Raw genomic sequence first — 13,762 nt, forward strand, 5'->3', positions numbered from 1 at the left:
CGCGAAAGCGGTGTTTCAGTCGAAACTTAATGTTGGCTGACCCACCGCTTTCGCGAGCAAGCCCGCTCCCACATTGGGTTTGTGTTTATTCGCCGATGGCGATGCCGTGCGCAGGATCGTTGATCCACTCGCTCCATGAACCGGCATACAACGCGCCCAACGGATAACCCGCCAGGCACAGCGCGAACAGGTTGTGACAGGCCGTCACGCCAGAACCGCAGTACGCCACCAGATCGGTCGGCGAACGATCACCGAGCTTCTCGGCAAAACGCTGTTTGAGTTGATCTGCCGGCAGAAAACGCCCGTCGCTGCCCAGGTTGTCGGTGAACGCCGCACATTGCGCGCCAGGGATGTGCCCGGCAATCGGGTCGATCGGTTCTACTTCGCCCTTGAAACGCGGCAAGCCGCGGGCATCGAGCAGGGTCAGCGCAGGCTGGCCGAGACGTTTCTGGAGCTGTTCGGCGCTCAAGACCAGCGCGTTGTCCGGCGTCCCCGTGACGGTGCCACGCTCAATCTGCGGCGCATCAAGACTCAGAGGCAAACCGGCCGCGTGCCAGGCCTTGAGCCCGCCATCCAGAATGAACACGCCGTCACGTTTGCCCAGCCAGGCCAGCAACCACCAGGCCCGCGCCGCGTACGCACCCGGACCGTCGTCGTACAAAATCACGTCGCTGTCGGCGTTGACGCCCCAGGCTTGCAGACGTTCGATCAGTTTTTCAGGTTCAGGCAGCGGATGACGCCCGGTCACACCCTTGACCACTGTCCCGCTCAAATCACGCTCAAGATCGGCAAAGCTCGACCCTGCGATATGCCCTTCGGCATAACTGCGTTGACCGTAATCCGGGTCTTCGAGGGCAAAACGACAATCCAGAATCACCAGCCCCGGCTGCTCCTTTTTCAGGTCCAACGCTTGCGGGCTGATCAGTTGCGCAATGGGCATAACGGGCTCCTGTGATTAAGTCTGTTTTGAATCCTACTGCACTTCTTCCAGCGCTTGGGCCAGCGGCACGTAAAACTCCTCGAACAACGCGTTTACCGCGGCGCGAGATTGATCCGTGACGAAACCGGCCTCAAGCACCAGCACTTGATACACGCCTCGCTTGATGGCTTGCTCGCTCAGGTGATTGGAGTTTTCACGTGTGGTGCACAGAAAACGCACCCAGGATGTCAGGATGATCCAGGCATTGAGCGTCAGGGATTCGATCTGAACCTTGTCCATTTGCAGGATGCCGGCCTCGACGAAGCCCGCGTAAATGTGCGTGCCATGGATCAGGCAGCGTTGGGAAAAGCGCCGATAACGGGCGGCCAGCTCCGGATCACTGTCGAGTAAATGCTCCAGATCGCGGTGCAAAAACCGGTAGCGCCACATGGCGGCCAGCAATTCCTGGAGGTAGAAGCGCTTGTCTTCGACCGTGGCGGCACGCCCCTGGGGCGGGCGCAGGAAGCTGTCCACCAGGCTTTCGTACTCACTGAACAGCACGGCGATGATCGCCTGCTTATTGGGGAAGTGGTAGTACAGGTTGCCCGGGGAAATTTCCATATGGGCAGCAATGTGGTTGGTGCTGATGCTGCGCTCACCCTGCTGATTGAACAGCTCCAGGCTGTTCTGCACGATGCGCTCGCTGGTTTTGATCCGAGGGGCCATGGCTTGGGCTTTAATTCAAAGTGCGTTGACCGGCATCTTACGACCTATCTGCGAGTGGATAAAACAAAGCTGCACCAGGATGTCATTTGACTTTCTAGAGCATAGACTCTAAAAAGTCCCTCATTACAATAAATCCGGAGCCGACCATGACTGCTGACATCGCCTACCTGCAGAACCTTCAGCAGCCATTGGAAGAGCTCCAGACCCTGTTCGACGCCCAACGCGCGGCGTATGCCGCCAACCCGATGCCGCCCGCCGCCCAGCGCCAGCAATGGCTGAAAGCCCTGCGCGATCTGTTGAGCAATGAGCGTCAGGCATTGATCGATGCCATCAGCCAGGATTTCAGCCATCGCAGCGCCGATGAAACCCTGCTCGCCGAACTGATGCCCAGCCTGCACGGTATTCACTACGCCAGTCAGCACCTCAGAGGCTGGATGAAAGCGTCGAAGCGCAAGGTCGGGATTGCCTTTCAACCCGCGGCAGCCAAAGTCGTTTATCAACCTTTGGGTGTGGTCGGGGTGATCGTACCGTGGAACTACCCGCTGTATCTGGCCATCGGGCCATTGGTCGGCGCGTTGTCGGCAGGCAATCGGGTGATGCTCAAGCTCAGCGAATCGACCCCCGCCACCGGTTTGTTGCTCAAGGAACTGCTGGGCCGAATCTTCCCGCAAGACCTGGTCTGCGTGGTACTGGGCGAAGCCGATATCGGTGTGGCGTTCTCCAGATTGCGTTTCGATCACCTGCTGTTCACTGGCGCCACCAGCATCGGCAAACATGTGATGCGTGCGGCGGCCGAAAACCTGACCCCGGTGACCCTCGAACTTGGCGGCAAATCCCCGGCCATCGTGTCCCGCGACGTGCCGCTCAAGGACGCTGCCGAACGCATCGCCTTCGGCAAGACGCTCAACGCCGGGCAGACCTGCGTGGCCCCGGACTATGTGCTGGTGCCGGAAGATCGCGTAGGCGCTTTCGTCGAAGCCTATCGTCAGGCGGTTCGCGGGTTTTATCCGACCTTGACCGACAACCCGGACTACACAGCGATCATCAATGACCGGCAACTCGCGCGCCTCAACGGCTACATCAGCGACGCCACCAGCAAGGGCGCGCTGCTGATTCCATTGTTCGACAAGGGCCAGGGGCGCCGCATGAGTCACAGCCTGCTGCTCAACGTCAGCAACGACATGATGGTGATGCAGGACGAAATCTTCGGTCCACTGTTGCCGATCGTTCCGTACAAGGATCTGGATCAGGCCTTTGCCTACATCAATCAACGACCTCGTCCGCTGGCCCTGTATTACTTCGGCTACGACAAGCGTGAGCAACACCGCGTACTTCACGAAACCCATTCCGGCGGCGTGTGCCTGAACGACACCCTGCTGCACGTCGCTCAGGACGATATGCCATTTGGCGGGATCGGCGCCTCGGGCATGGGCCATTACCACGGCCACGAAGGTTTCCTGACCTTCAGCAAAGCCAAAGGTGTGCTGATCAAACAGCGGTTCAATGCGGCGAAATTGATCTACCCGCCGTACGGAAAATCCATTCAGAAGCTGATTCAGAAGCTGTTTATCCGCTAACGATCGTCCCCTTCGGGTAATAACAATAATGAGCCCAAGTCTGTCCGATACACCCGCGCTGTCACGGCGCGGCTTGCTTAAGTTCAGCCTGGGTGCCAGCGCGTTTCTCGCCACCGCCGGTTTGGGCGCGAGCCTCAGCGGTTGCTCATCGAGCCTGCCGGCCAGCGGTTTCGCGATTCTGCGCAGCGGTGACTTGCTGTTTCTGCGGGCACTGATTCCAGTGATGCTCGATGGCGCTGTGGCCGTCGAAACAATGCCGACGGCCGTCGGTGAAACCCTGCACTGCCTGGATAACGGCCTGAATCATTTGTCACCGGAAATGCTCAAGTTGACCCGGCAGTTGTTCGATGTGCTGGGAATGATCATCACCCGCGGACCACTGACCGGGATCTGGGGCAGCTGGGAACACGCCAGTGCCGACGAGATCCGGCACTTTCTCGATCGCTGGGAAAACAGCTCGTTGAGCTTGCTGCGCATGGGCCACAGCTCGTTGCTGCAACTGGTGATGATGGCGTGGTATAGCCGGGCGGAATCGTGGGTGCATTGCGGGTATCCCGGACCGCCAACGGTCTGAAACCGCAGCGCGCCCTTCGCGAGCAAGCCCGCTCCCACAGGGGACTGCGTATACCCATGTGGGAGCGGGCTTGCTCGCGAAGGCGTCAGCCGCCTCACCACTGCATCCAAAACATAACAACAAGAGCCCCTGAAGATGCCCGTACCCGATCCGTTCCGCGAAGGCCTGGCCCGTGGCTGGAAAACCTATAACGGTTCACAACTGACCCAGGACCTGACCCTCGAAGCGGACGTGGCGATTATCGGCAGCGGTGCGGGCGGTGGCACCACCGCCGAAATACTCAGCGCCGCGGGCTACAAGGTATTGCTGATCGAGGAAGGCCCACTGAGGACCAGCAGCGACTTCAAGATGCTCGAAGACCAGGCCTATACCAGCCTCTATCAGGAAGGTATCGGCCGCATGAGCAAAGACGGCGCAATCACCATCCTTCAGGGCCGGGCGGTGGGCGGCACAACGCTGATCAACTGGACCTCAAGCTTTCGCACGCCGGATCCGACCCTCGACCACTGGGCCAAGGAACACGACGTCAAAGGCCATACTCCGGCCGAGATGGCGCCGTGGTTCGAGAAAATGGAGCAACGCCTGGGCGTCGCCCCGTGGATGATCCCGCCCAACGCCAACAACGACGTGATCCGCAAAGGCTGCGAAAAACTCGGCTACGCCTGGCATGTGATCCCGCGCAACGTGCGTGGCTGCTGGAACCTTGGCTACTGCGGCATGGGTTGCCCGACCAACGCCAAGCAATCGATGCTGGTCACGACCATTCCGGCGGCCCTGGAAAAGGGTGGCGAGTTGCTCTATCTGGCTCGTGCCGAAAAGCTCTTGATCAGCGGCGACAAGGTCACGGGCTTGCACTGCGTAGCGATGGACGACCGCTGCGTCGCGCCTACCGGACACACGATCACGGTCAAGGCGCGGCATTACGTGCTGGCCGGTGGCGGGATCAACAGCCCGGCGCTGCTGATGCGCTCCGAGGCACCGGATCCGCACAAACGGCTGGGCAAACGGACTTTTCTACACCTGGTGAACATGTCGGCCGGGCTGTTCGACGAGGTGATCAACCCGTTTTATGGCGCGCCACAGTCGATCTATTCCGACCATTTCCAATGGCAGAACGGCACCACCGGAAAAATGTCTTACAAACTCGAAGTGCCGCCGCTGCACCCGGCACTGGCCACGACCCTGCTCGGCGGTTTCGGCAAGGAAAACGCCCAGCACATGGAAAACCTGCCCCACACCCACGCCATGTTGGCGTTGCTGCGGGACGGCTTTCACCCGGACAGCCCCGGCGGCAGCGTCGAGTTGCGCGGTGACGGCACGCCGGTGCTCGACTATCAGGTTTCACCCTATGCCTGGGACGGATTGCGCCGGGCGTTCCACAGCATGGCCGAGATCCAGTTCGCGGGCGGTGCCCATGCGGTAATGCCGATGCACGCCGACGCTCGCTACGTAAAAACCCTGGCCGAAGCGCGCACGCTGATCGACGGCCTGAACCTTGAGCTGTATCGCACACGCCTGGGCAGCGCCCATGTGATGGGCGGTTGTGCCATGGGTGAGGACCCGAAAAACGCCGTGACCGACAGCCTCGGCCGGCACCATCAGCTAAGCAATCTGTCGATTCATGATGGCTCGCTGTTCCCCACCAGCATTGGCGCAAACCCGCAATTGTCGGTCTACGGGCTGACGGCGCAGCTGGCAACTTCTTTGGCCGAACGTTTGAAAAACCCATGAAAATGGAGAATATTCCAATCGGCTGTAGTGCTTTCTTACCCAAAAGGCGACTTGGCCGACCGGGAAGGCTGCGATACCATCCGACTCCCCAACGGACTCCCGCCAGGACGACGCGATGAACCGAGTGTTGTACCCAGGTACCTTCGACCCTATTACCAAGGGCCATGGCGATCTGGTCGAACGCGCCGCGCGCCTGTTCGATCATGTGATCATCGCCGTCGCCGCCAGCCCGAAGAAAAACCCGTTGTTTCCCCTGGAACAGCGTGTGGCGCTGGCCCGCGAGGTCACTAAACATCTGCCCAACGTTGAAGTCGTCGGCTTCTCGACGTTGCTGGCGCATTTCGCCAAAGAGAAGAACGCCAACGTGTTCCTGCGTGGTTTGCGAGCGGTGTCGGACTTCGAATACGAATTCCAACTGGCCAACATGAACCGTCAGCTGGCGCCGGATGTGGAAAGTCTGTTTCTTACCCCGTCCGAACGTTATTCGTACATTTCTTCGACGCTGGTCCGTGAAATTGCAGCCCTGGGCGGCGATATCACCAAGTTCGTCCACCCTGCGGTGGCGGACGCCCTGACCGAACGCTTCAAGAAGTAACAACCGCTCAAGCGGCGCCCGCGTGCACTGTGGGCGCCAATGCGGCACAATTGTGCGCATTGGTTTATTGCGCCCGGGCCTTCCGCCCTGGCTGGAGTTAGCATGTCCCTGATCATCACCGACGATTGCATCAACTGCGACGTCTGCGAACCCGAGTGTCCGAACGCCGCCATCTCCCAGGGCGAAGAGATCTACGTGATCGACCCGAACCTGTGCACCCAGTGCGTCGGCCACTACGACGAACCTCAGTGCCAGCAAGTGTGCCCGGTGGATTGCATTCCGCTGGACGAAGCGCATCCGGAGACTGAAGAGCAGTTGATGGAGAAGTACAAGAAGATTACTGGCAAAGCTTGAATCTGAGGTTTTTGTAGCGCTTATTCGGGCCTCTTCGCGAGCAAGCCCGCTCCCACAGTTGATCGCGATCTAATGTGGGAGCGGGCTTGCTCGCGAAGACGTCATCAGCCACACCGAAGATCCAACTGAATCACTCCCGCTGCTCAAACCCTTCTCCGATACACCCCAGACACCGCACGAACGCCGCTTTCGCCGGGTCGACCACCAACGCCTGCCCCGCATCGCCGACACCGCCGCCCAACGCGGTAAATGGCAACGACACCACAAACGCCCCCGCACCGATCACTGTTGCCACGACCAACAAAGGTCGGGCAATCAGCAAATCGCCGAGCATGGCGTACGCCGGGGGATTCTGGATGGTGTAACGCGGGTCGCCGCTGCCCGTGTTTGCTGCCAGCGCTGGCGCACCGACGCTCAGCAGCAAAACGACGACAAGGGTTCGAAACAGGTTCATGGCACGGTCCTTGGGCTAGGCAGTCAGAACACTGACTATAGACCGTAGGCGTATCAGCTCTGGCAGCGCGGGCAAAAGACGCTGGCGCGCTGCCCCAGCTTCACTTCCCGCAACTCCGTGCCACAGACCTTGCAGGGCGCACCGCCACGGCCGTACACGAACAGTTCCTGCTGGAAATAACCCGGCTGACCGTCACCGCCGATAAAGTCGCGCAGCGTGGTGCCGCCGCGCTCGATAGCGGCCGCCAGGATGCGTTTGATCTCGATCGCCAGTTTCAGATAACGCCCCCGAGAGATGCTCTTGGCCTCACGACGCGGGTCGATACCTGCCGCGAACAACGCTTCGGTGGCGTAGATATTGCCCACGCCGACCACCACCGCGTTGTCCATGATGAACGGTTTGACCGCCATGGATCGCCCGCGGGACTGCTGGAACAAGCGTTCGCCGTCGAACAGGTCGGTCAACGGCTCCGGCCCCAGGCGAATCAACAATTCGTGGTTGAGCGGATCGAGGCTCCAGAGCATCGCGCCAAACCGGCGCGGGTCGGTGTAACGCAAGGCCAGACCGGATTCCAGTTCGATGTCCACATGCTCATGCTTGGCCACCGGTGTGCCGATTTCCACCAGACGCAGATTTCCCGACATCCCTAAATGGCTGATCAGCGTGCCGACTTCGGCATTAATCAGCAGGTACTTCGCGCGTCGCTCCACCAGCACGATGCGCTGGCCGGACAGCCGCACATCCAGGTCTTCGGGAATCGGCCAGCGCAAGCGCCGCTCACGCACGATCACCCGACTGACGCGCTGGCCTTCCAGGTGCGGCGCAATCCCGCGGCGGGTGGTTTCGACTTCAGGCAGTTCCGGCATGGTGCTCTCGAATCAGGCTGTGCAACGCTCAGCGGTGAGCGCCAAGGTCACGAATTGTTTGTTTGAGGGTCTCGAAGTCGTAGTCCGAGAGCCCGACATAATCGAGAACCAGTGGTGCGATGCTGTTCCATTCGTGGTCATCACGCTGGTTGCCCAGCACCCGGAAGGACGCACAAATGTGCTCGGCCATTTTCAGGATCGCCAGCAGGTTTTTCACCTGACTGTTGCGCGACGACTCATCGCTGAAGATCGCCAATGCATTGTGGTGATTGGCGATGGCGGCGGTCACATGCTCCGGCAGACGCCAGGATTTGGCGGTGTAATAACCCACCACTGCATGATTGGTATTGAACACCCGATTCTCGGTGTCCACCACCCGGCATTCGGCGCTGGCACTGGCATAGGCCTCTTCCAGAACGGTCATGTAGTTGGGGAAACGCTGGAGCATCAGCGGCACGCCGCAGTCATGGAACAGGCCCAACGCGTACGCTTCATCGCCGGCCTGGGTGCCAATGCGCTTGGCCAGGGTCAGGCAGGTCATCGCCACGTCCTGGGCGGTGTCCCAGAAACGATTCAAGGTAACGATGGTGTCGTCGTTCATCTCGCCCTTGATCGACTGCGCGTTGATCAGGTTGATGATCGAGCGGCTGCCCAGCAGATTCACCGCACGCTGAATCGAGGCAATCTTGTTGCTCAAGCCGTAATACGGCGAGTTGACGATTTTCAACAAGGCGCCAGAGAGGCCCGGGTCCTGGGAGATCAGCTTCGCGATCACTTCCAGATCCGGATCGGGCATGTACTGTTCCATCTGCAAATCCACCATGATTTGCGGCTGGGCCGGCACGCTGATGCCTTGCAGGGACTGTTGAATCTGTTCGGAAGTCAGCTCTGGGGACATAAGTACACACTCTGGGACAGGCGGCGATTCTAACCCTTATAAAGTTGGATCCGACACCCTGGCCGGGCCTTCGCCTGAAGTTTCATCAAATGCCTGACCTTCCTCACCGCATGTCCATCCGCCAAACCGTGGCCGTGCGCAACACGCTATACTCCCGCTCTTTTTTCCGGAGCGACGTCATGTCCCTGCCTAGCCTGCGCCTCAAAGCCAACGCCGACCGTCGCCTGCGAAACGGCCACTTGTGGGTCTACAGCAACGAAATCGATGTAGCCGCTACTCCTTTGCACGGCTTCAAGGCCGGCGACCAGGCGATCCTCGAAGCAGCCAGCGGCAAGCCGCTGGGCATCGTTGCCATGAGCCCGAACAACCTGATCTGCGCCCGCCTCTTGTCGCGCGACATCAAGTTGCCGCTGGACAAGTCGCTGCTGGTGCACCGCCTGAACGTTGCCCTGTCCCTGCGTGATCGCCTGTTCGACAAGCCGTTCTATCGCCTGGTCTACGGCGATTCCGACCTGCTGCCAGGTCTGGTGGTCGACCGTTTCGGCGACATCCTGGTGGTACAGATCGCTTCGGCAACCATGGAAGCCCATAAAGAAGACGTGATCGCAGCGCTGACCCAAGTGATCAAGCCTAGCGGCATTCTGTTCAAGAACGACTCCGCTGCCCGTGATGCCGAAGGCCTCAACCGCTACGTCGAAACCGTGTTCGGCCTGGTGCCGGAGTGGGTTGCCCTGGAAGAAAACGGCGTGAAATTCGAAGCACCCGTCATCCAGGGACAGAAAACCGGCTGGTTCTACGACCACCGCATGAACCGCGCACGCCTGGCACCTTATGCCAAAGGCAAGCGCGTGCTGGACCTGTACAGCTACATCGGCGGCTGGGGCGTGCAAGCGGCTGCGTTCGGCGCCAGTGAAGTGTTCTGCGTCGATGCGTCGGCCTTCGCCCTCGACGGCGTCGAGCGCAACGCCGCGCTGAACGGTTTCGCCGACAAGATGACCTGCATTGAAGGTGACGTGTTCGAAGCCCTGAAAGAGCTGAAAGCCAGCGAAGAGCGTTTCGACGTGATCGTTGCCGATCCTCCGGCGTTCATCAAACGCAAGAAAGACATGAAGAACGGTGAAGGCGCCTACCGTCGCCTGAACGAGCAAGCCATGCGCCTGCTCAGCAAGGACGGCATCCTGGTCAGCGCTTCGTGCTCGATGCACCTGCCGGAAGACGATCTGCAGAACATTCTGCTGACCAGCGCCCGTCACTTGGACCGCAACATCCAGATGCTGGAGCGCGGCGGTCAGGGCCCGGATCACCCGGTTCACCCGGCCATTGCCGAAACCCGCTACATCAAGAGCATCACCTGCCGTCTGCTGCCAAACAGCTGATTACGCTGGTTTGACGGGGAGCCAGCCGGCTCCCCGTTCTGTTTTCTGTTATTGAATTCTCCAACTTCCTACTCCAGCAGTCTTAATGACTTGCAGGACGTTTCGCTGTGTCTTTTATTTTAGCGGACAGAACTTACAAGATTCATCCAACCCTCAGATCGATCCGACAAAATTACTGGAACATTCCCACCTGATTCCCCCTTGATAAGAACTCATTACAAACTATGATTAAGTCGTCACAACGGAGTGACACTCACTATCAATTACAAGGAGTTAAAAACATGAAAGCAATTACTCTGGAAGCTAACAAAATCGCTAACCTGGCTTTTCTGGTTGCGCCAAAAGCCCGCTAAGTAAATGAAGCGCTGGGGAGTGCCGGCTACCCAGCGCCTTCTATGGCAAAGACCAGAGTGAATCGCCAATCATGCAGATAAACCCTTATATATTCATACTTCCTCGCACGCCCGACCAAATAGTCTGGGATTACAAGAACCACAAACAGTTCGAATTGAACCTTGAATATTCAACCCGCCTTGCACACCTTATCGACAACCCTGAAAAGTTTGATGACAACAACATAATAGACACGCAACTCCTGAGCGCGGGAATACTCACAACTTCAATACAAGCCCCCCTTGAATGGGGCTGGGATGAACTGTCGAAGATATTTCATATCGGCACCAAGAACATTCCTTGTGATTATGTCCCCCAAGATATTAATGAATGGTCGAGACACTATCTGGACCATTGCGCCGAAGTACTGGCCACTCCTGCCCCGGAGGTCAGACTCACAGAACGCCCGACAAGCGAGCGGATCGCCCTGCCCCAACCTTCATGTCTGCCGCAAAGCGCACTTGCAAAGACCTTGATCGACCGAAAGACCTGTCGCTCCTTCACGGGTGAAGGGGTTTCTCTCGACGATGTGGGCACTCTTTTGTATTTGTCCCTTGGCTATCTACGTGAGCGCGACAACGACATCGACGAAACCATCGCGGAAGGTCTTGGCGCGCGGCGCAGCAGTCCATCCGGTGGCGGGCTGAATGCCTGCGAAGGTTTTCTGCATGTTCAGAACGTCAGCGGCCTGAATCCCGGGCTCTACGCCTATCACCCCGACGAACATGCGTTGAGCTTCGTCAATCCGGTGCCTGACTCGCCCTTGGGCCAGTTGTTGTGTGGGCAGCATTTCATCAACAACCTGCCAGTCGGCCTGTTCATCACCGCTCGCTTCGACAAACTGTGGTGGAAATATGAACACTCGCGGGCCTACCGAATGGCTTACGTCGAGGCAGGTCATATTTCCCAGACCTTTCAACTGGTGGCCACCGCACTCGGGTTCAGCACCTGGCTGACCGGTGCGTTGGCGGACGATCAGGTCGAAACGTTGCTGGGGATCGAGGACAGCGCCGAACAACCGTTGTTTTTTGTGGGTTGCGGCCAGAGTGACGGGCAAGTGATGTGCAAGGAATTAAAAGCACTGCTAAGCAGTCGAGGCTCACAACAATGACCGGGCCCCGCACAGACGACCTGTCACTGCCCGACGCCTGGGCACAGCGCTTCACCCTCGGCGACTGGAACACCCGAGCCTCGGTACGCACCAGCGAGCACACCTATCAATTGCCATCAGATCTGGAACGGCAACTGGAAACACGACACTGGTTCCCACCCGCCTTTCTGTCCTACCTGAATCACCCGGCCATCGAAGCAGCCGGTAGCGCGATCACTCATCGACTATCGGCAAACCATCTGGTGTATTTCCTCGACTACACCACCCGGCTCGAACATCGAATCGTCAACCGCTCCGTGGAAACCATCGTCCACGATGAGCTCGGTGCGTCCATCCCCCGACGGATGAAAACGGCCGCCCTCCAGCTGTACACCGATGAGGGTTATCACGCCCTGTTCTCCAATAGTCTCGCCGAGCAGATAGCCGACCTTTACGGCATGACCCAACGCCCGGTGATGCCACACCGCATTACCCGACTGAACACCCTGATTGACCACACCCCAGACAGGCATAAGGCGCTAGCCTGGTTTCTCGTCGGCTTTGTGTCCGAGACCATCATCGCCAGGGAGCTGCTCGAGGTTTGTCGCAACGAGCTGGTGTCCAGCGTCCAGGAAATGCTCAGGGACCACCTCACCGACGAGGCCCGACACAGTCGTTTTTTTTGCGAAGTGTTCCATTATCTGTGGCTGACCCTGAACAGCAGCCAACGCACGTTCGCCGCGAAGTTGCTGGTGGACATCATCCTGATGTTCTTTGAGGTCGATGAGCGATGGCTGAAGGAAAGCCTGAACAGCGTGGGCCTCGGGGAGAATTGCGTCGCACAAATCCTCAGTGCCCTGACCGGCCCGCAAGCCTGCCTTCAGCGCGCCCGATCAGGTGCAGGCGCGACGCTACAGGCAATGGAAAAGGCTGGTTTTTTCGACCTGCCTTTTAACCAGCAGCTCTTCGCACAGGCAGGACTTGTCGATGGATGAAGGAAAATCTGCGGTCAGTGTCAAACACCGCCGCTCTGCGATCACCCTATTAATGACCATGGTGATGCTCGGGGTCTTCCCTCTGGATGTTCTGCTGCCATCGTTCCCGGCGCTGGCCGAACACTTCCGGACCACGCCAAGCGACATCGCGTTTTCCATCAGCCTGTTTGCCATCGGGATCGCACTTTCCCAACTACTGGTCGGGCCGCTCTCGGATGTCATCGGGCGCAAAAGTCTGCTGTTGGCGGGAATGGCGGTCTCGATTGTCGGTGCGACGGGTTGCGTGCTGTCCACCGACTATGCCTGGTTCCTGATGTTCCGGGTGGTGCAGGCCATCGGCTGCGGTTGCTTCGTACTCTCGCAGGCGCTGGTCCAGGACCTGTTCGACGGCAAGGAGCGGGATCAACTGCGGATTATGATGGTCACCGCCAGCGGAATCTTCATTTCCGTCTCGCCACTGGCTGGCACCCTGTTGCAACAGGCACTGGACTGGCCCGCAAGCTTCATTGTCTTTATTGCCCTCGCCGCCGCCGTGTTCCTTAAGGCCTGCTTCTTTCTTGAAAACCGGCACACCGCCACAACCCCGCGCCGAAGCATTCTTCAGTCCTACCGGCGCGTCTGTCGCAATGCGGGCTTCCTCGGCTATTGGTTGATCGCCGCGATCGCCTTCACCTGCCACTTTTCCTTCATTGTCATCTCGCCCCTGATCTTCATGGAGCAGTTGCAGCTTTCGGCCTACGAGTTTTCCCTGACACTGCTGCTGTATGGCGTGGCCTACATCATCGGCGGCATTGTCGCTCGAGTCCTGGCTGGGCGGATCTCACCCAATACACAGATCATTGTTGGTTTGAGCCTGATCTTCTTTTCGGGGCTGGTAATGCTCATGCTCTCAAGCGCGATGGGGCTGTCGCCCCTGACGGTGCTGATCCCGATGATTGTCTGCACCGCCGGCACCACCATCGCTCGCCCTATCGCCACCTCGAAGGCGATGGAGGTTTTTCCGGACATGGCCGGTACCTCGGCGTCGGCCGGGAACACACTGATATTCATCTCCGGTGGCCTGATCAGCGCCCTGATCAACCTGAGTCCCTTCGAACTGCAACTGACGCTGGCCCTCAGCTTCATCGCCTTGAGCTGCGTCGGACTGGTCATGATCTGCCGCATCCGACTGCGCAATCTGGCCTTGCGCGAAGCCTGAGGCAGTGGGTGCAGTG

At 59.0% G+C, this 13,762-nt stretch carries 14 protein-coding genes; 9 read left to right on the plus strand and 5 right to left on the minus strand.

The features are described from left to right. Positions 1 to 85: 85 nt before the first annotated feature. Together KGB23_RS00005 and KGB23_RS00010 are read right to left on the minus strand one after the other, a co-directional pair. Positions 86 to 940, minus strand: coding sequence for a sulfurtransferase (locus KGB23_RS00005; RefSeq protein WP_223429446.1), 855 nt, complete (start codon positions 938 to 940; stop codon positions 86 to 88). Between the two features lie 33 nt (positions 941 to 973). Further along, complete coding sequence (locus KGB23_RS00010) at positions 974 to 1,645, minus strand: TetR/AcrR family transcriptional regulator (protein ID WP_095127066.1); 672 nt, start codon at positions 1,643 to 1,645, stop codon at positions 974 to 976. A 146-nt stretch (positions 1,646 to 1,791) separates the two neighbouring features. Between KGB23_RS00010 and KGB23_RS00015 the strand changes: the two genes are divergently transcribed. The 5 genes from KGB23_RS00015 to KGB23_RS00035 all read left to right on the plus strand — a co-directional run bounded on the left by KGB23_RS00015 (position 1,792) and on the right by KGB23_RS00035 (position 6,476). Then, positions 1,792 to 3,222, plus strand: coding sequence for a coniferyl aldehyde dehydrogenase (locus KGB23_RS00015; protein WP_223429447.1), 1,431 nt, complete (start codon positions 1,792 to 1,794; stop codon positions 3,220 to 3,222). A 28-nt stretch (positions 3,223 to 3,250) separates the two neighbouring features. Continuing rightward, positions 3,251 to 3,796 carry a twin-arginine translocation pathway signal protein gene (locus KGB23_RS00020; RefSeq protein ID WP_223429448.1) on the plus strand — a complete coding sequence of 182 codons (546 nt, stop codon included), beginning with the start codon at positions 3,251 to 3,253 and terminating at the stop codon, positions 3,794 to 3,796. A gap of 135 nt (positions 3,797 to 3,931) precedes the next feature. After that, complete coding sequence (locus KGB23_RS00025; RefSeq protein WP_223429449.1) at positions 3,932 to 5,527, plus strand: GMC family oxidoreductase; 1,596 nt, start codon at positions 3,932 to 3,934, stop codon at positions 5,525 to 5,527. Between the two features lie 115 nt (positions 5,528 to 5,642). Further along, the gene (gene coaD / locus KGB23_RS00030; protein ID WP_074871700.1) at positions 5,643 to 6,122 is read left to right on the plus strand and encodes a pantetheine-phosphate adenylyltransferase; all 480 of its coding nucleotides are present in this window, start codon (positions 5,643 to 5,645) and stop codon (positions 6,120 to 6,122) included. A 102-nt stretch (positions 6,123 to 6,224) separates the two neighbouring features. After that, the gene (locus KGB23_RS00035; protein WP_223429450.1) at positions 6,225 to 6,476 is read left to right on the plus strand and encodes a YfhL family 4Fe-4S dicluster ferredoxin; all 252 of its coding nucleotides are present in this window, start codon (positions 6,225 to 6,227) and stop codon (positions 6,474 to 6,476) included. Positions 6,477 to 6,606: 130 nt separating this feature from the next. On the opposite strand, the gene KGB23_RS00040 is transcribed toward KGB23_RS00035, so the two are convergent. From KGB23_RS00040 to KGB23_RS00050, 3 genes are read right to left on the minus strand one after another with little or no spacing between them, the layout of a single operon-like run. Next, complete coding sequence (locus KGB23_RS00040; protein WP_129440299.1) at positions 6,607 to 6,930, minus strand: multidrug transporter; 324 nt, start codon at positions 6,928 to 6,930, stop codon at positions 6,607 to 6,609. A 53-nt stretch (positions 6,931 to 6,983) separates the two neighbouring features. After that, entirely contained in the window at positions 6,984 to 7,796 is an 813-nt protein-coding gene (mutM, locus tag KGB23_RS00045) for a bifunctional DNA-formamidopyrimidine glycosylase/DNA-(apurinic or apyrimidinic site) lyase (protein ID WP_008150567.1), read from the minus strand. 28 nt (positions 7,797 to 7,824) lie between these two features. After that, a complete protein-coding gene (locus KGB23_RS00050; protein ID WP_223429609.1) occupies positions 7,825 to 8,640 on the minus strand; it encodes an HDOD domain-containing protein in 816 nt (271 codons plus the stop codon). Between the two features lie 233 nt (positions 8,641 to 8,873). Here KGB23_RS00050 and KGB23_RS00055 point away from each other — a divergent pair, with 233 nt between their 5' ends. From KGB23_RS00055 to KGB23_RS00070, 4 genes are all read left to right on the plus strand, one after another. Then, the gene (locus tag KGB23_RS00055) at positions 8,874 to 10,070 is read left to right on the plus strand and encodes a class I SAM-dependent rRNA methyltransferase (RefSeq protein WP_033060516.1); all 1,197 of its coding nucleotides are present in this window, start codon (positions 8,874 to 8,876) and stop codon (positions 10,068 to 10,070) included. Positions 10,071 to 10,494: 424 nt separating this feature from the next. Next, a complete protein-coding gene (locus KGB23_RS00060) occupies positions 10,495 to 11,574 on the plus strand; it encodes a SagB family peptide dehydrogenase (protein ID WP_223429451.1) in 1,080 nt (359 codons plus the stop codon). Beyond that, positions 11,571 to 12,548, plus strand: a complete 978-nt coding sequence (locus KGB23_RS00065; RefSeq protein WP_223429452.1) for a diiron oxygenase — start codon at positions 11,571 to 11,573, stop codon at positions 12,546 to 12,548. The genes KGB23_RS00060 and KGB23_RS00065 overlap by 4 nt, the downstream gene beginning before the upstream one ends. Further along, positions 12,541 to 13,746 (plus strand): multidrug effflux MFS transporter, encoded by a 1,206-nt coding sequence (locus KGB23_RS00070; RefSeq protein ID WP_223429453.1) that lies wholly within the window; start codon positions 12,541 to 12,543, stop codon positions 13,744 to 13,746. The genes KGB23_RS00065 and KGB23_RS00070 overlap by 8 nt, the downstream gene beginning before the upstream one ends. Positions 13,747 to 13,762 lie beyond the last annotated feature (16 nt).

This window comes from Pseudomonas sp. GL-B-26 (assembly GCF_019947405.1).
GTDB lineage: Bacteria > Pseudomonadota > Gammaproteobacteria > Pseudomonadales > Pseudomonadaceae > Aquipseudomonas.